The organism is Plantibacter auratus, from assembly GCF_050587365.1.
Lineage (GTDB): Bacteria > Actinomycetota > Actinomycetes > Actinomycetales > Microbacteriaceae > Plantibacter > Plantibacter auratus.
In genome coordinates this window covers 329,486-349,684 of the sequence record NZ_JBOBFV010000003.1, presented here as the reverse complement: position 1 = coordinate 349,684, position 20,199 = coordinate 329,486, and the positions used below count along the sequence as shown (strand labels likewise).

General features: G+C 68.8%; 16 protein-coding genes. 10 read left to right on the top strand and 6 right to left on the bottom strand.

The window, feature by feature from the left end; all coding sequences use genetic code 11:
- Window positions 1-157: 157 nt before the first annotated feature.
- Window positions 158-2,080: a hypothetical protein gene (locus ACQ3HE_RS14545; RefSeq protein ID WP_430893238.1), complete on the top strand. Its 1,923-nt coding sequence runs from the start codon at window positions 158-160 to the stop codon at window positions 2,078-2,080.
- Here the strand turns inward: ACQ3HE_RS14545 and ACQ3HE_RS14540 are convergent.
- Both ACQ3HE_RS14540 and ACQ3HE_RS14535 read right to left on the bottom strand, forming a co-directional pair.
- A complete protein-coding gene (locus tag ACQ3HE_RS14540) occupies window positions 2,050-3,633 on the bottom strand; it encodes a DUF2142 domain-containing protein (RefSeq protein ID WP_430893237.1) in 1,584 nt (527 codons plus the stop codon). The genes ACQ3HE_RS14545 and ACQ3HE_RS14540 overlap by 31 nt on opposite strands.
- 16 nt (window positions 3,634-3,649) lie before the next feature.
- Entirely contained in the window at window positions 3,650-5,218 is a 1,569-nt protein-coding gene (locus ACQ3HE_RS14535; RefSeq protein ID WP_430893236.1) for a DUF2142 domain-containing protein, read from the bottom strand.
- A 234-nt stretch (window positions 5,219-5,452) separates the two neighbouring features.
- On the opposite strand from ACQ3HE_RS14535, the gene ACQ3HE_RS14530 reads away from it, so the two are divergent.
- The 4 genes from ACQ3HE_RS14530 (at window position 5,453) to ACQ3HE_RS14515 (ending at window position 10,190) form a co-directional block, all read left to right on the top strand.
- Window positions 5,453-6,652, top strand: coding sequence for an acyltransferase family protein (locus ACQ3HE_RS14530; RefSeq protein WP_164486968.1), 1,200 nt, complete (start codon window positions 5,453-5,455; stop codon window positions 6,650-6,652).
- A 59-nt stretch (window positions 6,653-6,711) separates the two neighbouring features.
- Entirely contained in the window at window positions 6,712-7,779 is a 1,068-nt protein-coding gene (locus tag ACQ3HE_RS14525; protein WP_079707288.1) for an NAD-dependent epimerase/dehydratase family protein, read from the top strand.
- On the top strand, window positions 7,763-9,058 hold the full coding sequence (locus tag ACQ3HE_RS14520) for a hypothetical protein (protein WP_430893235.1): 1,296 nt from the start codon (window positions 7,763-7,765) through the stop codon (window positions 9,056-9,058). The genes ACQ3HE_RS14525 and ACQ3HE_RS14520 overlap by 17 nt, the downstream gene beginning before the upstream one ends.
- 76 nt (window positions 9,059-9,134) lie before the next feature.
- Window positions 9,135-10,190 carry an acyltransferase family protein gene (locus ACQ3HE_RS14515; RefSeq protein WP_079707286.1) on the top strand — a complete coding sequence of 352 codons (1,056 nt, stop codon included), beginning with the start codon at window positions 9,135-9,137 and terminating at the stop codon, window positions 10,188-10,190.
- Here the strand turns inward: ACQ3HE_RS14515 and ACQ3HE_RS14510 are convergent.
- The 3 genes from ACQ3HE_RS14510 to ACQ3HE_RS14500 form a co-directional block, all read right to left on the bottom strand.
- Window positions 10,123-10,521, bottom strand: coding sequence for a DUF2304 domain-containing protein (locus ACQ3HE_RS14510; RefSeq protein WP_236555503.1), 399 nt, complete (start codon window positions 10,519-10,521; stop codon window positions 10,123-10,125). The two genes, ACQ3HE_RS14515 and ACQ3HE_RS14510, sit on opposite strands and share 68 nt — an antisense overlap.
- Entirely contained in the window at window positions 10,518-11,261 is a 744-nt protein-coding gene (locus ACQ3HE_RS14505; protein ID WP_079707285.1) for a glycosyltransferase family 2 protein, read from the bottom strand. The genes ACQ3HE_RS14510 and ACQ3HE_RS14505 overlap by 4 nt, the downstream gene beginning before the upstream one ends.
- Before the next feature lie 126 nt (window positions 11,262-11,387).
- Entirely contained in the window at window positions 11,388-12,275 is an 888-nt protein-coding gene (locus tag ACQ3HE_RS14500) for a glycosyltransferase family 2 protein (RefSeq protein WP_430893234.1), read from the bottom strand.
- Between the two features lie 90 nt (window positions 12,276-12,365).
- On the opposite strand from ACQ3HE_RS14500, the gene gmd reads away from it, so the two are divergent.
- The 5 genes from gmd to ACQ3HE_RS14475 all read left to right on the top strand — a co-directional run bounded on the left by gmd (window position 12,366) and on the right by ACQ3HE_RS14475 (window position 18,990).
- On the top strand, window positions 12,366-13,397 hold the full coding sequence (gene gmd / locus ACQ3HE_RS14495) for a GDP-mannose 4,6-dehydratase (protein WP_201299401.1): 1,032 nt from the start codon (window positions 12,366-12,368) through the stop codon (window positions 13,395-13,397).
- 5 nt (window positions 13,398-13,402) lie between these two features.
- Entirely contained in the window at window positions 13,403-14,338 is a 936-nt protein-coding gene (locus ACQ3HE_RS14490) for an NAD-dependent epimerase/dehydratase family protein (RefSeq protein WP_079707283.1), read from the top strand.
- Window positions 14,335-15,522: a DegT/DnrJ/EryC1/StrS family aminotransferase gene (locus ACQ3HE_RS14485; RefSeq protein ID WP_124769667.1), complete on the top strand. Its 1,188-nt coding sequence runs from the start codon at window positions 14,335-14,337 to the stop codon at window positions 15,520-15,522. Before ACQ3HE_RS14490 ends, ACQ3HE_RS14485 begins: the two co-directional genes overlap by 4 nt.
- Before the next feature lie 124 nt (window positions 15,523-15,646).
- Window positions 15,647-16,474: an HAD family hydrolase gene (locus ACQ3HE_RS14480; RefSeq protein WP_430893307.1), complete on the top strand. Its 828-nt coding sequence runs from the start codon at window positions 15,647-15,649 to the stop codon at window positions 16,472-16,474.
- Complete coding sequence (locus ACQ3HE_RS14475) at window positions 16,471-18,990, top strand: glycoside hydrolase family 65 protein (RefSeq protein ID WP_159879383.1); 2,520 nt, start codon at window positions 16,471-16,473, stop codon at window positions 18,988-18,990. Before ACQ3HE_RS14480 ends, ACQ3HE_RS14475 begins: the two co-directional genes overlap by 4 nt.
- A 109-nt stretch (window positions 18,991-19,099) precedes the next feature.
- On the opposite strand, the gene ACQ3HE_RS14470 is transcribed toward ACQ3HE_RS14475, so the two are convergent.
- A complete protein-coding gene (locus ACQ3HE_RS14470; protein WP_159879381.1) occupies window positions 19,100-20,194 on the bottom strand; it encodes a glycosyltransferase family 4 protein in 1,095 nt (364 codons plus the stop codon).
- Between the last annotated feature and the right edge of the window lie 5 nt (window positions 20,195-20,199).

Genomic DNA, 20,199 nt, shown 5'->3' with positions numbered 1-20,199 from the left:
ACGGGTGGGTTCAGTCTTCCACGACCTCGGAAGCGACGGGTGACCTGTGACGAGCGGTCCGTGCTCGGGCGGTGACGATCGTCATCAGAGCTGCAGCTGTCGACTAGGCTCGCGGAGGGCGACCGGGCCGACGGCCGCCGCGGATGAGGGGGCGGTCGTGGTCGAGGTTCGTCGTCAGCAGACGGATCCGGGGGAGACCGGGACCGTCGCGCACCGCAGCAATGCATCGCCTCCCCTGGCGCTCTCGTCCGGGACGGTCCTCGCGGCCGCCTACCTGGTCGGCGTCGTCCTGCTCGCCGTCTGGGCGCTGTGGTTCGGGGGAGCGGGATGGCCGCTCTGGCTCGCCGTCTGGCTCGGTGTCGGTGCGCTCGTCGCCCATCGGACGGACTGGTTCCTCGGCATCGCCGCCGGCCCTGCCGTCGGTCTCTTCGTCGTCACGATGCTGCTCCGTCTGACGCCCCTCCTCGGTGTCGGCATCGCCACACCGGTCCTGATCGTCCATCTGGCGATCGGCGTCGCCGTGGCGGTGCTGCTCTGGCGACACGGTGTTCTGACGCTGGATGCTCGCCTCGTCCGACCGCTCCGCCAGATCCTGGTCGCCTCGGCGAGCGCGCTCGCCGGACTCGTGGCCGTGTTCGCGATCGTCGTCGTCCCCGGCCGGTGGAACATCGCGTGGGTGACGAGCGGCGACTCCATCACCAGCCTGATGTTCTCCCGATACATGTTCGGCGACGGCGGGATCAGCCCGGAGCGGACCAACCCGGTGCCGGTCCCGTATTCGCTCGTGGCCGCAGCGCTGGCACCCGGGCGGCATTCCATCCCACCCGAGGAGTATCTGCGACACGACCTCGGTCAGCTCGCCCAACTCTGGATCCTGGTGCTCCTCGGTGCTGCCGTCCTGGCCGGTGCGGTCGTCGTCGCGTCGCGGGGTACGGCCTCCTGGTGGGTCACGACCCCCCTTGCGCTGGTCGCCGGTGCGCTTCCCCTCAGTTGGTTCGTCGCGGGGAACGCCCTGCAATTCGGCTTCTTCAACGCTGCGCTCGCCTGTTTCCTGCTCCTGGCCGGGTGGCTCGTCTACCTGCGCGCCGAGCAGTACCCGGTGCCGGCCTACGTCGTCCTCACGCTGATCATCACGGTGCTCCTCGGCACGTGGGGTCCGGTCGCCATCGTCCTGGGGTCGGTGCTGCTCGTCCTCGCCGGACGGAACCTCCGAGTGCTCACCAGCAGGGTCGACGTCCCCCGGTTCATCCTGGTGATCGCGGCGACCGCGCAGATGGTGGGGTACGCGTTGTTCGTCACCGTGCCCGACTTCCTCCGTGAGCAGGGTGCGCTCTCCGCCGACGGCGGCATCTTCACCTCCACGTCCAACACCGCCATCGCGGTCGGGGCCGCTCTGCTCGTCGTCGCCGCGTGCGCCCGCCTGCAGCAGGGCCGATCGCACGTCTTCGCCGGCGTCCTCGCCCTCACCGGCGCGGGGGCGCTGCTGGTCGTCGTCTTCGTCCTCCTGCGCCACGCCGTGCCCAACCCTTGGGGGTACTATCCGGCGAAGTTCGCCTGGTTGCTGGAGGCGCTGGCGCTCGTCATCATCCTCGCCCTGATCGCTCAGGCGCTGTCCGTCCGGCTGGACCAGGTGCGGAGCGCCCGTGTGGTCCTCGTCGCCGGTGGCATCGTGCTGGTCGGATCGCTCGCGTGGCAGATCACGCCGCTCGGCCCGGAGACCTCGGCGGTGTCACCGATCGTCGAGGTCTGGCGGAAGACGGGTATCGCCGCGTCGGGCGACGCCGCGGAGCTCGCCATGCGGTTCGCGACGCCGGGGGAGAAGAACATCCTGGTGGGGTACGCCGATCCCTCGACGGACGCCTACGTGAACTCCTGGAGCCTGCAGATCAACACGACGGACGCGACCGACCCCATCCGGATCTCCGCCTACGCCCTGGACGTGACGAAGATCGACGACGTCTGCACGGCGATCGGTCGGTTCGAGAGCGGAGCGACGATCCGGACGCGGAACCCCGACCTCGAGGCCTCCCTGCGTGCCGAGTGCTCGGATCAGGACTTCTCGGTCGTCCTCGACGGCTGATCGTCCAAGCGGTCGGCGCTCGGTTCGACGGCCCGATGGTCGGGTGCTCCCAGGAAGAGCTTCCTGCTCAACCAGACGGCGACGACGAGCACGAGGAGGAGCGCGACCGACAGCGGGCGCCAGCCGATGGGCGGCTCCCAGCTCGGGTCGAAGACGAATCGGCCGAAATCGCCGTCGATCCCGACGGCGTAGCGCCTGAGGGTCATGACGAAGGCGAACAGGTGGCCGATCGCCAGGAGGACGAACCCGCCGACGACGAACCGCGCGATGCGACGGTCGGCACCGATCCCGACACCGGCGTCGTCGAGCGCCAGACCGGCGACGATGACGAGGCACAGCAACATCGCGAGCATGTAGCGGCCCTGCCAGATGTACCCGTACTGCGCGTAGACGGAGAGGGTCGTGAGGACGGGCACGACGAGGCACACGACGAGGAGGCCCCAGACCGCGACGGTGGTGCGTCGTCGACCCCACACGACGGACGCCGACAACAGGAGCAGCAGTGCGGCGCTCCACGCGATGATCGTGGCTGACGGGGCGGGGGTGTCGACCCAGCCGAAGAACCCGATCATGCCGAACACCCAGTCGATGGACTGGATGAAGGTGTAGCCGGCCGCGAAGAGGTAACTCACGATCCCGAGACTCGCGGGGGCCGAGCCGGCGAGGGCTGGCGGTTGCAGGTACCAGGCGACGGTCACGAGACCGACGACGGCCGCCCCGACGAGCAGTGCCAGGCCTGGTGGCGACTTCAGGAGGGCCGCCACCCGCGGCCGGTTGCCCAGGAAGATGGCGGCGACGACGATGAGGAGCACCCAGAGCAACGAGATGCTCCGCGTCGTCATGAGCAGGCTCGCGGTGACGAGCGCGAGGCCGGCCTGTTCCCAGAGCCGTCGACCGGTGGCCGTTCCTCGGGTCATCGCGAGCAACGTGGCGAAGAGCCCTCCGGCAGCCGCGACCTCGAGGCCGTTCGGGTTCAGGGAACCACTGAGGTAGAGCACCATCGGGGTGACCCCGACGATCGCGCCGACCATGGCCCACCGCCAGCGGGGGAGGAGGGTGAGCTGCATGACCATGACGGCGAGCGCGAGGGCGCAGACCGCGGCCCCGGCGATGCGCATGGCGTAGAAGGCCGCGTCACCGGTGACGAAGAGTGACGGCCAGCCGACGATCGCGTAGAACGCCGGACTGTTGAGCCCGGCCGAGGACCCCGTGGTCACGAGATCCTCGTCGCGATCCCGGAGTCCCGCCTGGCAGTCGGCGGTCAGTTCGCCGTCGAAGGCGAAACACACGAGCTGATGCGCGTTCGCGATGTTCTCGGGTACCGTCGCCTCGGTCAGGCTCGGATTCTCGGGCCAGGGTACGGACACGAGCTCTCCGCGCGCCACCGCAGCGGCGCGGATGGCGTGGGACGGTTCGTCCGGAATGGACCCGATCGGCGAGGCCAGCGCCCAGAGGACCATCGGCGTCAGGATCGTGACGAATGCGAGGAGGAAGGTCAGCCAGCGTCGTCGCTCCCAGCGGGTGGGGGCGGAGCTGCGGGCGGGAGAATCCATGTGGCGGAGGTTCCGATCAGGTCGATGCGCGACGGTTCGCGGTTCCGTCGCCGATCAGCTTAGCGGCGGGTCCGAGCGGATCCTCAGAGCGCCGCCCCGGTGTCTGGGCGACGGAGCCGACCGGTGCGTCGTGGTCATTGAGGAGGCGTCGGCGAAGGAGGACGGCCCCGGTCGTCAGCACGACGAGATATGCCACGGAGAGCGGCAGCCAGCCGGCGGGAGGCTGCCAGGTGACGTGCTGGAGCATGTCGGCGAAGGAATACTGCGAACCGACGGTGTACCGCCGCAGGGTGTTCACGAAGGCGATGAGGTGCGCGATCACCAGGGCGCCGAGTGCGATCGTCGCGAGTCGACGGGTCGTCCTCACCCCGAGGACGACGTCGCTCCCATCGATGACGACGCCGCACAGGACGAGGAGGACCGCGAACATCGCGAGCGTGTACCGTCCCTGCCAGATGTAGCCCATCTCGGTGACCAGGGCCGCCTGGACGAATGCCGGGACGAAGACCAGAACGAGCACCAGCAGGAGCGGGGCGAGCAGAGCGCGACCTCGGCCCACGACGAAGGCGGCCGCCACGAGCGATCCCGCCGCGACCGTCCAGATGGCCATCGCGGAGAGCGGGAGTGCCGTGTCGATCCAGCCGAAGAGCCCGATCCACCCCTGGGCGTAGTCGAAGGTGCTCACGAGCATCTGGAGGAATCCGGTCCAGTACCCGGTGCCCACCTCCGGATACGTCTGCCCTCCGTCACCGTAGGTGGTGAGCGGGGTCAGGAACCAGGCCATCGCTCCGACCGCGACGAGCCCCGAGACCACGACGGTGACGATCGCGGCCGGTCGTCTGAACAGGTCCTTCGCGGATCGCCAGTCGGCGGCGAGGAGCGCGGCGACGACGATGACGAGCACCCAGAGCAGTGAGATGCTGCGGGTGCTGGACAGGAGCAGTGTCGCGAGGACGACCATCGCTCCGCGCTCCCAGAGCAGTCGCGTCGACGAGGCGCGCCTGAGGGTGAGGAGCAGGACCGAGATCAGGGCCACCGCGGCGGTGACCTCGACACCGTTGGGGTTGAGCGTTCCCGACAGGAACGCGACCATCGGTGTGAAGCCCGCGACCAGCCCCATCAGGGCGAACCTCGCCCGTGGGAACTGCCAGAGCGACATCGTCGCGATGGCGAGCATCGCCGCGTTGAGCAGGGCGCTCATCCCGCGCATCCCGTACAGGGCGGCGTTGCCCTCGAGGACCAGCGTGGGCAGCCCGGTGATGGCGTAGAAGAGCGGGTGGTTGGAGTTCGCCGTGGTGACGGCCGGGGTCGGTGTGTCGTCGGGGTCGACGGGTCCGTCGCAGCTCGCGCTGACGTCGGGCTGGTAGGCGTAGCAGGTGCGCCCCTGGGTGTCGGCGATGTACTTCGGCACGAGCGACTCCGAGAGCCAGGTCTCGCCCGCCTTCGGCTGCCCGGTGAGGTCGCCACGGACGACCGCGGCGGCGCGGATGAAGTGGGCCGGCTCGTCAGGCGAGGAGCGCAGCGGGGAGGCGAGCGACCAGAGGAGGTTGGCTGCGAAGAAGCAGACGAACGCGATCACGAACACGCGCCAACGGTTCCTGACCGGGCGTGCGCCACCGGACGGTTCGAGCGGGCCTGCGAGCGAGATGATGTTCCATTCGACGTGATGACGGGCGATCGTGCGCCGACCGCGGAGACTGCAGACAGTTTATGCGGAAGCCGTCACGGGCGACGGCTGACGACGGGGTATCCTGACTCCACCTCGGACCGCCCATCGGCGTCCGTCCAGGGGCCGGCCCCGCACTCAGGAATGGAACGCATGACGTCGACGACGAACGTCCCGTACGACCAGCCGCGTCGTCCGGGCAAGCGTCTCCGCCTCCCGGGCGGTGGCATGTCGCTCAGCGAAGGACTGGGCGGCCACCGCAACTCGCTCGGCGTCCTGCGGCTCATCCTCGCGTCCATGGTCATCTTCTCGCACGCGTTCCCCACCGGGGGCTGGGGGGAGGATCCGTCGAAGGGGTGGACGAACGGCCAGGAGACGATCGGTGGGTTCGCCGTGGTCGGCTTCTTCACGATCAGCGGCTACCTCATCGCGAAGAGCGGTGCGTCCGCGGACATCCTCCAGTTCGTCTGGCGGCGCGCCCTGCGGATCTTCCCGGCCTTCTGGACCGTGCTCCTCGTCGGTGCCGTCATCGTCGGACCGATCGCCTGGCACCTCTCCGGCCGCGGTCTGCGCGACTACATCGGGGTCAGCCCGGTCGCCTACGTCTTCTCCAACGCGGACCTCACGATGCGGCAGTGGGGAGTCTGGGACATCTTCCAGAACACGACGCCGTACGGCGAGGTCGTCCAGTACAGCGTCTTCAACGGCTCGCTCTGGACGCTCACGCTCGAGTGGGGGTGTTACATGCTGATCGCCGCCCTCCTCGTGGTCGGCGTGCTCCGCCATGCCCGCTGGGTCGTGCCGGCGCTCGCCGCAGGGTTCTGGCTGGCCGACATCGCCTACAGCGTCGCACCGCAGATCGTGACGGTGTTCATCCCGCAACTGGTCGACGCGAACCCCATCAAGCTGGGTCTCGCCTTCCTCATCGGTTCTTCGCTCGCGATGTACTCGAAGCGGATCCCGCTGAACGACTGGATCGGCGTCGCGTGCGGTGTCGTGGCGGCGGTCACGCTCGTGACCGGAGGGTGGGTGCTCCTCGGGTACCCGGCTTTCGCCTACTTCATCCTCTGGCTGGCGGCTCGCCTCCCGAAGCGCGTCCAGTGGATCGGCGCCAAGAACGACTACTCCTACGGCATGTACGTCTACGGGTTCCTCGTCCAGCAGTTCACCGCCTTCCTCGGGTGGAACGCCCTGGGTTACTGGCCGTGGGTCGGGCTGACCATCCTCGTCACCGCGGCGTGCGCGTGGTTGAGCTGGCACGGGGTCGAGAAGCGGGCGATGGCGTTGAAGGATCGCGGTCCCGGGCGGGGACTCGAGTGGCTCGCGACGCGTCGGACCGCGGATCCCGTGTGACGGTGACCGCGTCGAGTACCATCGAATGTCGGCCCGCCTACAGCTAAGGACACCCATTCGTGACTGCAACAACGCTCGGAACCGTTCTGGTGACGGGAGGCGCCGGCTTCATCGGCTGCGCGCTGTCCCACAAGCTCGCTGCCACAGCCGAGCGGTGGGTCGTCATCGACAAACTGCACCCGCAGGTCCATCCGAGCGCAGAACGGCCAGCCGACCTCCACGAGGCTGCCGAGCTGGTCGTCGGTGACGTCACCGACGCCGCCGCCTGGGACGCCCTGCTGGCGGACGTCGAGCCGGACGTCATCGTCCACCTGGCCGCCGAGACCGGCACGGCGCAGTCCCTCCACGCCGCCACGAGCCACGCTCAGGCGAACGTCGTCGGAACGACGGAGATGCTCGACGCACTCGGCCGGGCGGGGCAGGTCCCGGGACACTTCGTCCTGTCGTCGAGCCGGGCGGTCTACGGCGAGGGCCAGTGGCGGCGCACCGACGGGTCCGTGTTCGAGCCAGGGCAACGTTCGCACGCCCAGTTCGAACGTGGCGAGTGGGACTTCCCGGAGGCCTCACCCCTGCCCAGCCGGGCCGCGGTCACCATGCCGGCCCCGACGAGCGTCTACGGAGCGACGAAGCTCGCCCAGGAGCACATCCTGTCCGCTTGGACCGCCGCCCACGACGCGAAGCTCACCGTCCTCCGGCTGCAGAACGTGTACGGTCCCGGCCAGTCGCTCATCAACTCCTACACCGGCATCGTCTCCCTCTTCTCCCAGCTCGCGATGGACGGCGGCACGATCCAGGTGTACGAGGACGGTCGGATCGTCCGTGATTTCGTCTTCATCGACGACATCGCGGAGTCCTTCCGCGCGGTCATCACCGCCGGACCGTCCGCCGACGTGTCCCGCTTCGACATCGGTTCCGGCGTCGGGACGACCATCCTCGAGCTGGCACAGGCCATCGCGGCCTATCACGGCGCGCCCGCGCCGGTGATCAACGGGATGTACCGCGACGGCGACGTCCGGCACGCCGAGTGCAGCATCGACGACACGCTCGCCGGACTCGACTGGGCCCCGGCCTGGGACGTCACGCGGGGGGTCGCGGCGCTGCAGGAGTGGATTGCCGCCCAGCGATAGCGCCGTTCCGCCCGAGGCCGTGCGCCGCGGGCCGAACGGTGCCGTCCTGATCCTCGCGGCGACCGCCATCGGGGGAGGCGCGGGCTACCTCCTCCAGATCATCACGGGGGCAGCCCTCGGGACGGCGGCCTACGCGCCGTTCGCGGTCTTCTGGTCGGCGCTCTACCTGCTCATCAGTGCGCTGTCCGGCGTCCAGCAGGAGGTCGCGCGTGCCACCCACGTCCTCGGTGAGGGAGCACGGGGCGCATTCCGTGCACCGGTCGTCCGCAATTTCGCTGTGGTCGCGGCGCTCATCATCGCCGTGCTCATCGCCGGCACCGCCTGGATCTGGGTCGGCGCGGTCTTCCCCGCGAACGGCTGGTCGCTGGTGCTTCCGCTCGTCATCGGCCTCGCCGCCTACGTCGTGGTCGCTGCGACCGCGGGCGTGCTCTACGGCCTCTCGCTCTGGGCGTCCGCTGCGGCCCTCACGATCGTCGACGGGCTCGTCCGGTTCGCCATCGTGGCCGTCATGCTCTCGCTCACCACCGATATCGCGGTCCTCGCCTGGGGCGTGACGCTTCCCTTCGCCATCACCCCGCTCATCCTCTGGCCGTTCATCCGGCGCGGTGTCGTCGGGCGGTTCGGGATCGACGTCGGACCGCGGGAACTCAGCTGGAACGTCCTGCGGACCGTCACCGCCGCCGCCGCGACCGGGGTCATGGTCAGCGGCCTGCCGCTGATGATCCAGGCGACCGGCGACATCGTCTCCTCGGACGCGTTCGGTTCCCTGAGTTACGCCATCACCCTCACCAGGGCACCGATCGTCATCGTCGTGCTCGCACTGCAGAGCTATCTCGTGGTGGTCTTCCGTACCGACGCCGACGCCATGCTCGGCCGGGTCGTCCGGTTCGCGATCATCGTGCTCGCCGGTGCGGGCCTCCTCTCCGTGCTCGCCTGGTGGCTCGGTCCGTGGGCCCTCTCGATCCTGTTCGGGCGTGCGGACGTGCTGTCCGGGGGCACCATCGCCCTCCTCGTGGCGACCGCGGGCCTCGTCGGTGTTCTGTGCGTCACGGGCGCGGCCACCCTGTCGCGCGCGCAGCACGGGCCGTTCGCCGGTGGCTGGATCGTCGCCGCCGTCTCCACGATCATCGCGTTGCTCCTGCCGCTGGGCTTGCACGAGCGCACGATCCTCGCGATGGTCGTCGGCCCGGTGGCCGGTCTGATCGTGCACATCGTCGCTCTGCGGCGGCCGGCGTCGGTGCATCTCGGCCCGCCGGCGCCGGACGACCCGATTTCCTGATCCGGCGCGGCGCGGATAGCGTGGGCGGGCGCATCGACAGGCCGCAGCATGGCCCGTCACCGTCAGGAGGCAGACCGTGAGTCCCAATTCGTTCACCGCACTCCGCCTCATCGCGGCGGTCGCGGTCCTCGTGCGGCACTCGCTCATCATCCTGGACGACGAGATCTCGCCGTTCGGTGCGCCGGACATCCCCGCACTCGGGCTCTGGGTCTTCTTTGTGGTCTCCGGGTTCCTGCTCCCCGGCGCGTGGGAACGCCGTCCGCAGCTCGTGCGATACGTGTCGGCCCGGGTCCTGCGCGTCTTCCCCGGACTCTTCGTCAGCCTCCTCGTGACGGTGGTCATCATCGGCGCGATCGCCACGCCACTCGGCGTGCGCGCATACCTGTCAGATCCGCAGACACTCAACCACCTCACGAAGAACCTCGTGCTTCTGCCGGACTACACGCTGCCGGGCGTGTTCTCCGACAACCCCTACGCGAACGCCGTGAACGGTGCCCTCTGGTCGCTCGGACCGCTGTTCGCGATGTACCTGCTGGTGCCGGTCATCGGATGGATCCCGTGGCAGCGGGTGCGGGCCTCGGTCTGGACAGGGCTGCTCGTCTGGAGCGTCGTCGCTCCGCTCGTCGACGCCATCCCGACGCGTGACATCGTCTGGGGCAACTTCGTCGACGACATCCTCCGGGTCGCCGCGTTCTTCTGCGCCGGCGCGGCGCTGCGCGAGTGGCGTGTCCCGCTCCGACTCGACGCGGCGATCATCGCCGCGTCCGTGTTGGCCATCGTGATGGTGCTCGAGCCGGAGCTGACCTGGTTCGTCGCGCACCTCGTGGTCCCGTACGTCCTCGTGACCGTCGGATCGCAGCCGATCCCGGTCCTGCGATCGGCCGGTCGCTTCGGAGACCCGAGTTTCGGGATGTTCCTGATCGGTTTCCCGGTCCAGCAACTCGTCATCCATCTGAACCCGCAACTCGACTGGGTCCCGAGCATCCTGACGACGCTCGTCCTGTCGGTCGCCTACGGCTATCTGCTGTGGTGGTTCGTCGACCAGCCGCTCGCGAGGATGCGGGTCAGCTCGCGTCGTCCGGGGACGAACCGTCTCGAGGCACCTCGGCCAGCCGCTGTTCGAGCGCCCTGATCCGAAGATCCTGCAGAGCGCTCTCCTCTGCCAGCGTCCGGCTCCGGTTCTCGAGGGTGGTGAGCTCCGAGCTGTGCTGAATGCTCACGAGGAACAGGATGAAGATGCTCACGAAGAACACGAGGTTCGTCGGGATCTCGACGCCGATGACGCCGGCGGCCCAGACGAGGACCTGCGGGAACACGCCGATGACGAGTGCGAGCAGGCCGGCGATGAGCCACCAGACGGCGTGCCGTTCGCGCAGTCGCCGTTTCCGCAGCATCTCCACGACGATCCCGAGGGTCAGGACCGCGCCGACGATGCCGAGGATGTAGGTGCCGATGGGGATCATGCGGTCACCACCTCGTCTCCGTTGTGCAGGGCCACGGGCGGTCGGATGAGCGCGAACACGAGCGCGAGACCGGCTCGTGCGAGGTACTTGGCGGCCTTGAGGGGATTGTGGGAGGGCGTGCCGCCCGCGCGAGGGCGCATGGCGACGGGGACCTGGCGGATGACACAACCCGAGCGGGCGGCGATGACCAACGATTCGATGGTGTCTCCGAGGTACTCCGCGGGGTAGTGCTCGGCGAACAGTCGCACGGCGCGGGGGCCCGTGGCGCGGAAGCCGCTCGTCGTGTCGGTGAGTCTCGTCCGCGCGACCCTGCTGAGGACGCCAGAGAGCACGACCATCGCCCACTTCCGTGGACCACGCACCTCGTAGTCGCCCTCTCCGGCGAAACGGGCGCCCAGCACCAGGTCGGCGGTCTGCAGCTCCTCGACGAGTCGCACGACACCCGAGGGGTCGTGCTGGCCGTCGGAGTCGACCTGCACCACGTTCCGGTACCCATGGGCGAGGGCGTACTTGAACCCGGCACGCATCGCGCCACCGACGCCGAGGTTGTAGGGCAGTTCCGCGACGATCGCGCCGGCCGACCGGGCTTCGACGGTCGTGTTGTCGGTCGAGCCGTCGTTGACGACGAGCACGGCGACGCCCGGGAGTTTGGCGTGCACCTCGCGGACGACGGCGGCCACGGACGCCTCTTCGTTGAGCGCCGGCATGACGATGAGCGTGCCGGCGAGAGAGGTCGTCATACGGGGAATCCTAGCAATCGGGGGCGGAGCCGACCCGTCGACAGGCTCGGGGAGCGGGATCCGGGGCGGGGAGCGAAGCCATCGTCCTGGGCGAGGGTGCGGTGCGTGGGCGGGACGGGGCCCGGCTCAGACTCGCGCGAACACGTGCTCCAGCAGGGCACGGCGTCCTGCGGTGTTCCGAGCGCGCAGGGCTGCGGGCAGCTCGCTCAGGGCGTTGGCGCGGGAGGTCCAGTGGTTCGCGGCGGCGCGCGCGGCCCGGTTCCATCCCATCGCCCGGAGATCGCGCCGGGCCTCTCCGAACAGCGTGCGCTCCTGACGGAATTTCGAGCCGTCCGGACCGGTGACCGCGGAGACGCTCTGCGAGTGCCGGCGGTAGGCGAAGCAGATCTCGTCGTCGAGGACCAGACTCCCGCCGTCCTTCGTGATCTCGAGCAGCATCGCAAGGTCCTGCACGACATCGAGGTCCAGTCGGAACTCGTGCTTCCTGAGCGCCTCGACCCGCCAGACGAGCGACGGGAAGTACGTCCAGTTGCCGCGGAGCAGGCTCGTCGCGAGCTGCTCCCCCCGGTACTCGCGGGCACCGGTGCCGGAGAACCGGTAGAGCGCTTTGATCCGGTCCGCGAGCGGACGGGAGGGTGTGCCGTTCTCGTCGATGACCGAGACACCGGGCTGGATGATCGAGGCCTGCGGGAATGCGGCGATGAGCTCGCGCACGCGGCGGACGTAGTCCGGCAGCATGACGTCGTCGCAGCCCATGATGACGGAGAACTCCCCGGACATGAGGGACACGCACTTGCGATAGTTCTTCGAGGGGCGGAGGTTCACCTCGTTGCGGATGTAGGTGATGCGCGGATCGCCGAGCCCGACAGCCCACCGGCCCGGGGCGAGGTCCGGGTAGACGTCGTCGACGATGGTCAGGTGCCAGTCGGGATCGGACTGCGCGAGGACGCTCTCCACCGCCGCCTGGAAGTGGTCGAAGCGGCCGTAGAAGGGCATCATGATGTCGAGCGTCACTCAGGTAAGCTAGCAACGATTCTCGGGCAGTGCGGAATTCTTCGACGATCTCCCGGCCCGATCACACGCACCGATCCAGAGCGGAACCTCATGACTGACACCCCCGTGAAGAAAGCTGTCATCACCGGCATCACCGGTCAGGACGGCAGCTACCTCGCCGAGCTCCTGCTGTCGAAGGGCTACGAGGTGCACGGCTTCGTGCGTCGCGCGTCGACCTTCAACACCGGCCGGATCGACCACATCTACGACCCCGAGGCGACCCACGACGGTTCGCCCAGGCTCCAGTTGCACTTCGCCGACCTGGCCGACGGGTCGCGGCTGGCGACGCTGCTCGCCGAGGTCCAGCCAGACGAGGTCTACAACCTCGCCGCCCAGTCCCACGTGCGCGTCAGCTTCGACGAGCCGGAGTACACGGGCGACACGACCGGCATCGGGACGGTCCGGCTCCTCGAGGCCATCCGTCAGGTCGGTCTCCACTGCCGCTTCTACCAGGCGTCGAGCTCCGAGATGTTCGGGGCGACGCCGCCGCCGCAGAACGAGGAGACCCCCTTCTACCCGCGCTCGCCCTACGGCGTCGCGAAGGTCTACTCCTACTGGATCACCCGGAACTACCGTGAGGCCTACGGCATGTTCGCGGTCAACGGCATCCTGTTCAACCACGAGTCGCCGCGACGCGGTGGCACCTTCGTGACCCGCAAGATCACCCGCGCCGCGGCGCGCATCGCCGCCGGCCAGCAGGACTTCCTGTACATGGGCAACCTCGACGCCGTCCGCGACTGGGGCTACGCGCCCGACTACGTCGAGGGCATGTGGCGGATGCTGCAGGCCGACGAACCGACCGACTTCGTCCTGGCCACCAACACCGCGTACACCGTGAAGGACTTCCTGCAGTTCTCCTTCGAGCGGCTCGACCTCGACTGGGAGAAGTACGTCAAGTTCGATGAGCGCTACCTCCGTCCCACCGAGGTCGACGCGCTGATCGGCGACTACGCGAAGGCCGAGTCGGTCCTCGGCTGGACCCCGAAGGTGCTGCCACCGCGCCTCGCGCAGATCATGGTCGACTCCGACGTCGCCGAGCTTGAGGCGTCGGGCAAGCCCTACATCGACACCGCGGAGGTCTAGGCGCGGTGCGCGTCCTCCTCACCGGTGGTGCCGGCATGCTCGGTTCGAGCATCGCCGAGGTCTGGCCCACGCTCCGCGCTGCCGACGAACTGATCGTGGCGACGCGCGCAGACGCCGACCTCACCGATCGTGCCGCCGTCGCCGCCCTCATCGGGCGCACGTCGCCGGACGCGATCGTGCACGCCGCCGCGAAGGTCGCCGGCATCCAGGCGAAGCTGCAGCGTCCCACCGACTTCCTGCTCGACAACCTCCTGATCGACACCTCGGTCATCCGAGGCGCGATCGACGCCGGTGTCCCCGAGCTGCTTTACGTGTCGAGCGCGGCGATCTACCCCGAGGGGCTCCCACAGCCGATTGGCGAGGGCGCGCTCCTCAGCGGCACGCTGGAGGGCGCGAACGAGGGATATGCGCTCGCGAAGATCGCCGGGACGAAGCTCTGCGAGTACGCGAGTCGGCAATACGGGTTCGCCTATCGCGCAGCCGTGCCGTCAAACCTCTACGGCCCGGGCGACGACTACACCCACGGTCAGGCGCACCTCATCGCCGCCGCCCTCGGCAAGGTGCACGCCGCCGTGACGAGCGGCTCCGACGAGGTCGAGGTCTGGGGCGACGGCACCGCCCGACGCGAATTCACCTACACGCCCGACCTCGCGGCGTGGCTCGTCACGCAGCTCGGCTCGCTCGACGCCTGGCCCGTCACGCTCAACCTCGGGCCGGGTGTCGACCACAGCATCACCGAGTACTACGAAGCAGCCGGTCGCGCCGCCGGCTTCACCGGTCACTTCCGGTACGACGCCACCAAGCCGTCCGGCGTGCACCAGCGCCTGCTCGATTCGGCCGCCGCCCGTGCGCTCGGCTGGAACCCCACCACCCCGCTCGCGGCCGGCGTCGCCGCGAGCTACCACGCCTACCTCGCAGCTCAGGAGCCACAGACAGCATGACCGACGACACTTTCGACTCCGGTTTCCCCCTCGCCACCTCCTCCTGGGATGCTGCGGAGTACGCCGCCATCCAGCGCGTCGTCGACAGCGGCCGCTTCACCATGGGTCCGCTCGTCGCGCAGTTCGAGCGCGATTTCGCCAGTGCGTTCGGCGCCGGATTCGGCGTCATGGTCAACTCCGGGTCGAGCGCGAACCTCCTCGCGATCGCCGCTGCGGTCCTCGACGAGCGGGTCGACCTGCAGGCGGGCGACGAGGTCCTGGTGCCCGCCGTGTCGTGGGCCACCACCTACTACCCGCTCCAGCAGTACGGCCTCATCCCGAGCTTCGTCGACATCGACGTCGACACCCTCAACCTGGACCTGTCGCTCGCCGAGGCCGCCATCACCCCGCGCACCAAGGCGATCTTCGCGGTCAACCTCCTCGGCAACCCGAACGACTTCGCGGCGCTCACGGCACTCGCCGAACGTCACGGTCTCCTCCTGCTGGAGGACAACTGCGAGTCGCTCGGCGCGAAGGACGACGGTCGGTTCGCCGGAACGGTCGGAGCGATGGGCACGTTCAGCGCCTTCTTCTCCCACCACATCTCGACGATGGAGGGCGGGATGATCCTGACGGACGACGAGGCCACGGCGCAGATGCTCATCTCGCTGCGGGCCCACGGCTGGACCCGTGGGCTCCCCGAGAAGAACGCCGTCCACGACAAGTCGGGCGACGAGTGGGACGACCTCTTCCGCTTCGTCCTTCCCGGTTACAACGTCCGTCCGCTCGAGATGTCCGGCGCGATCGGCATCGAGCAGATCCAGAAGGTCCCGTCGCTCATCGCAGGTCGTCGGGAGAACGCCGTGTACTGGACGGAGCGCTTCGCCGACCTCGATTCCGTGCGCATCCAGCGCGAGCAGGGCGAGAGCAGCTGGTTCGGCTTCTCCCTCGTGCTCGAGGGCGCGCTCGCCGGCCGACGCAAGGAGGTCGTGCAGGCGTTCGCTGCCGAGGGGATCGAGTCACGGCCCATCGTGGCGGGCAACTTCACGAAGAACCCGGTCATGAAGTACCTCGACGCGAAGGTCCCGGCCGAACTCCCCGCCGCCGACAAGATCCACGAGGACGGGCTGTTCGTCGGCAACCACCACTTCCCGGTCCACGCCGGTATCGACCGCGTGTACGACGTGGTGGCCAAACTCTCCTAGGCTGGGTCTGCGCGGCCGCCCCACCGGTCCGCAGCAGCTTCCGTTCCACTGTCCACCTCTTCCCCCAAACCGACGAGGACCGTGCACCGTGACCCAGCCGATCAACGCGCCATCGAACGACGTCCTGACCCTCGGCGAGGCGGCCTCGCGGCTCCTCGGCTGCCGGGCGGTGCTGTTCGACCTCGACGGCGTCATCACCCCGACCGCCGAGATCCACATGCACGCCTGGGCGAAGCTCTTCACCGACGAGCTCCTCGCCCATGGGATCACCGAGCCGTACACCGACGCCGACTACTTCCAGTACATCGACGGCAAACCGCGGTACGACGGGGTGCGCGCGATGCTCGCGTCACGCGGCATCACCCTCCCCGAGGGTTCGCCGACCGACACGCCTGAGCTGGAGACCGTGTGCGGTCTCGGCAACCGGAAGAACTCGGTGTTCACGGCCGTCCTGGAAGCGGACGGCATCGCCGCGTACCCGGGATCATTGACCTTCCTCGACACGGTCGAGCAGGCAGGGCTCGAGGTCGCCGTGGTGTCGAGTTCCAAGAACGCCGAGGTCGTCCTCCGCGCGGCAGGACTCCGTGAGCGGTTCCCGGTCGTGATGGACGGCGTCGTCGCCGCGCGCGAGGGGATCGCCGGCAAGCCTGCGCCGGACACCTACGTCGAGGCCGGTCGTCTGCTCGGTTACGCGCCGTCTGAATGCGTCGTCGTCGAGGACGCGCACTCCGGGGTCGAGGCCGGTCGACGTGGCGACTTCGGTCTCGTACTCGGCGTCGACCGCGGCATCGGGCACCAGGCGCTCATCGATGCGGGAGCCGACGTCGTGGTCGACGACCTCGACGAGCTCGTCGACCCACTGCGGTCGGCTTCGCGAACAGCGGGGCCGGACGATCCGGCCGACTCCCAGACCTTCACGGCACCCCACGACTCCTCCGAGGACCAGGCATGAACCACATCACCAGCGACCCGCTCGACCGTCACCGGTTCCCGCTCGACGACTGGGCACTCGTCGAGACCCATGTCGACGCGGACGACGAGGGCACGACCGAGACCCTGTTCGCGCTCGGCAACGGCTACCTCGGCTTCCGCGGCAACGTCGAGGAGGGCCGCGACGGCCACGTCCACGGCACGTTCATCAACGGGTTCCACGAGACCTGGCCGATCCGTCACGCCGAGGAGGCGTTCGGCTTCGCCCGCGTCGGTCAGACGATCGTCAACGCGCCCGACACGAAGGTCGTGCGCCTCTACGTCGACGACGAGCCGTTGATCCTCAACGACGCCGACCTCCTGAGCTTCGAGCGTCGCCTCGACTTCAAAACCGGTGTCCTCAGCCGCGAACTCGAATGGCGGACGCCCTCGGGCAAGCGGGTCCACATCCGCTCCCGTCGCATGGTGTCCTTCACCGACCGCCATCTCGCGGTCCTCGACTACGAGGTCACGTTGCTCGATGCGGACGCGTCGCTCGTGCTCTCCAGTCAGATCATCAACCGGCAGGACCGTCAGGACGACTACCTCACGAACGCACCCGAGCCGGGGATGGGCGACCCGCGCAAGGCGGAGTCCCTCACCGAGCGGGTGCTGCAGCCGCGGTTCAAGCTCATCGACGGTCCGCGCGCCATGCTCGGCTACCAGACGACGAACTCCGGGATGACGATCGTGGCCGGCGCCGACCACATGATCGAGACCGAGAACGAGTACGAGGTCTCGACGCACATCGAGGCCGATCTCGCGAAGCACGTGTACACGATCCGCGGCCGCGCGGGCGTGCCCACGAAGCTCACCAAGATCATCAGCTACCACACCTCCAACGCCGTCCCTCCAAAAGAACTCGCCGACCGTTGTGCCCGCACGCTGGATCGTTCCGCGGAGAACGGCATCGAATCGGCGATCCGCAACCAGGAGCTGTGGCTCGAGGACTTCTGGGCGCGCTCCGACGTCGAGGTCCACGGACAGCCGGCAATCCAGCAGGCGACGCGCTGGAACCTCTTCCAGCTGGCGCAGGCGTCCGCACGCACGGACGGTGGCGGTGTCGCGGCGAAGGGCGTGTCCGGCTCCGGGTACGGCGGCCACTACTTCTGGGACACCGAGGTCTACGTCCTCCCGTTCCTCAGCTACACGGCGCCGCTCGTCGCGCGGAACGCCCTCCGGTTCCGTCAGAACATGCTCGACGCCGCCCGCTCACGCGCGACCGAGCTCAACCAGCACGGCGCCCTGTTCCCGTGGCGCACGATCAACGGGCTCGAGTCGTCCGCGTACTACGCGGCCGGCACGGCGCAGTACCACATCGACGCCGACATCTCCTATGCGCTGCGGCAGTACGTCGCGGCGACCGGGGATGAGGACTTCCTCGCCCGCGGAGCCGTCGACATCTTCGTCGAGACGGCGCGCATGTGGGCCGACCTGGGCTTCTGGCGCGCGAACGGCAAGGACTCGTTCCACATCTACGGGGTCACGGGGCCCGACGAGTACACGACCGTCGTGAACGACAACCTCTACACGAACGTCATGGCGCGGGCCAACCTGCTGTCGGCCGTCGAGGCCGTGGAGCGCCTCCGCGAGGACGATCCGGCCTCCTTCGAACGCCTGGTCACGCGGCTGTCGCTCGACGACGCCGAGATCCGCGAGTGGCAGCGCGCCGCCGAGCACATGCACATCCCCTTCGACAAGCGGCTCGGCATCCACCCGCAGGACGCCCAGTTCCTCGAGAAGGAGCTGTGGGACCTCGACCACACCCCTCCCGAGCACCTCCCGCTGCTCCTCCACTTCCACCCGCTCGTCATCTACCGGTTCCAGGTGCTCAAGCAGGCGGACGTCGTGCTGGCTCTGCTTCTGCAGGGCGACCACTTCACCGACGAGGAGAAGCTCGCCGACTTCGACTACTACGACCCGCTGACGACGGGCGACTCGACCCTGTCGGCGGTCGTGCAGTCGATCATCGCCGCCGAGGTCGGGTACCAGCGGCTCGCGCTCAAGTACTTCTGGTCGGCGCTGTTCGTCGACCTCGCCAACCTGCACCGCAACACCCCGGACGGTGTGCACGTCGCCTCCACCGGCGGGGTGTGGAGCGCGCTCGTGCTCGGCTTCGCCGGGATGCGCGACCACGGCGGCGTGATCTCCTTCTCGCCGCGACTGCCGGTCGACTGGCAGGGCATCACCTTCCGGCTCACCGTCAAGGGCACGCGGGTGCGCATCTCCGTCCGGCGCACCGAGATGCGGTTCACCGTCGAGGAGGGCGATTCCGCCTCGTTCGTCGTCGGCGGCGGCAACGTCCTCGTCGAAGCCGGCACGACGGTCACCGTTCCGCTCGACAACCAGGGTCCGCACCTCGTCGGCGAGCCGAGCGCGAGCGACATCGAGGGCAGCCGCCGTGCCGACGGTTCGCTCATCACCGTGTCGATGCCGACCATCGCGCTCGGGCCGGCGGACACCGAGTCGATCCCGATCATCCAGCCGCAGTCGGAGTAGGCGACTCCCGTTTTCCACTGACCCGCTCGACCGACCGTCGAGTGGGTCAGTCGACGACGGTCGGCTCCGGGCTCGGTTCCTGGCCGCTGGGACCGGGGACGGCGCCGCGCTAGACGGTCAGTGCCCGCCGGAACGTCTCGAGCGTCTGGGTCGCCGTGCGCTCCCAGGAGAACCGCTTCGCCTGTTCAAGACCGGCCGCGGCCAGTCGTCGCATCTCATCGGGCCGGGTCACGGCGGTGCGCATGACCGACGCGATGCTGTCGAGTGACGTGGGGTCCAGGTACAGGGCCGCGTCGCCGCACACCTCGTGGTAAACGGGGATGTCGCTCATCATGACGGGGAGGCCGACCATCATGGATTCGAGCGCCGGGAGGCTGAACCCGTCGACGAACGAGGGCATCGCCATGATGGTCGCTCGTCGGTAGAGCTCACCCAGTTCCTCGCTCGTGAGCCAACCTTTGAGTTCGACCCAGTCCTGCATGCCGGTCTCCTCGACGACCGCCTGCAGGGGATCGTCGCCGTGACTTCCCGTGATCACGAGCCGCGGCCGTTCGTGCTCGAGGAGCAACGGCAGGGCGCGGATGAGGCTCGCCCAGTTCTTGTGCGGGCGGCGGTTCCCGGTCGCGAGGACGAACGGATGCTCCTGATCCGGGTCGCGGTCGCCGTCGATCGTCGGCATGGTGCCGGCCAGGGGCACGAGGTCGATCCGGGCCCGCGGGACGTGCAGGTACTTCTCGATCTCGGCACGTGAGACCTCGCTGATGGTGAGGACCCTGGTGGCGTTCCTGGAGGTGAGGCGCTCCATGAGCTTCACGGGAGCGGTGTACAGCGGCGTCGTCATGAGCTCCGGATTGCTCCAGTACAGCATGTCGTGCATGGTGACGACCGACGGCATCGACGATCGAGCCGGCCCGAGCGTGGCGGGGGAGTGGATGAGGTCCGCCCCGTGTCGCTTCGCCTGGCGGGCCACCTGGAACAGCTCGCCGTAGGCCCAGATGAACCGGTTCTCCCCGCTGATCCCCGTGTCCACCATCTCACCGGGGAACCAGGAGCGGTCGAGCTGGTAGCCCTCTCGGCTGGCGAGCCCCACGAACTCGAACTCGCTGCCCTGCCGGCCGATCTCGCGGTACAGCTCGCGGGCGTAGGTCTCCATACCGCCCTTCGTGCCGGTGTACGAGAGGAGGTCGACGGCTACGCGGGGCATAAGGC

Bases quoted from the DNA above. Each gene is read 5' to 3' on its own strand.
- ACQ3HE_RS14540 (WP_430893237.1), bottom strand. From the start codon at position 3,633: ATGGATTCTCCCGCCCGCAGCTCCGCCCCCACCCGCTGGGAGCGACGA.
- ACQ3HE_RS14530 (WP_164486968.1), top strand. From the start codon at position 5,453: ATGACGTCGACGACGAACGTCCCGTACGACCAGCCGCGTCGTCCGGGC.
- ACQ3HE_RS14510 (WP_236555503.1), bottom strand. From the start codon at position 10,521: ATGATCCCCATCGGCACCTACATCCTCGGCATCGTCGGCGCGGTCCTG.
- ACQ3HE_RS14505 (WP_079707285.1), bottom strand. From the start codon at position 11,261: ATGACGACCTCTCTCGCCGGCACGCTCATCGTCATGCCGGCGCTCAAC.
- gmd (WP_201299401.1), top strand. From the start codon at position 12,366: ATGACTGACACCCCCGTGAAGAAAGCTGTCATCACCGGCATCACCGGT.
- ACQ3HE_RS14485 (WP_124769667.1), top strand. From the start codon at position 14,335: ATGACCGACGACACTTTCGACTCCGGTTTCCCCCTCGCCACCTCCTCC.
- ACQ3HE_RS14475 (WP_159879383.1), top strand. From the start codon at position 16,471: ATGAACCACATCACCAGCGACCCGCTCGACCGTCACCGGTTCCCGCTC.
- ACQ3HE_RS14470 (WP_159879381.1), bottom strand. From the start codon at position 20,194: ATGCCCCGCGTAGCCGTCGACCTCCTCTCGTACACCGGCACGAAGGGC.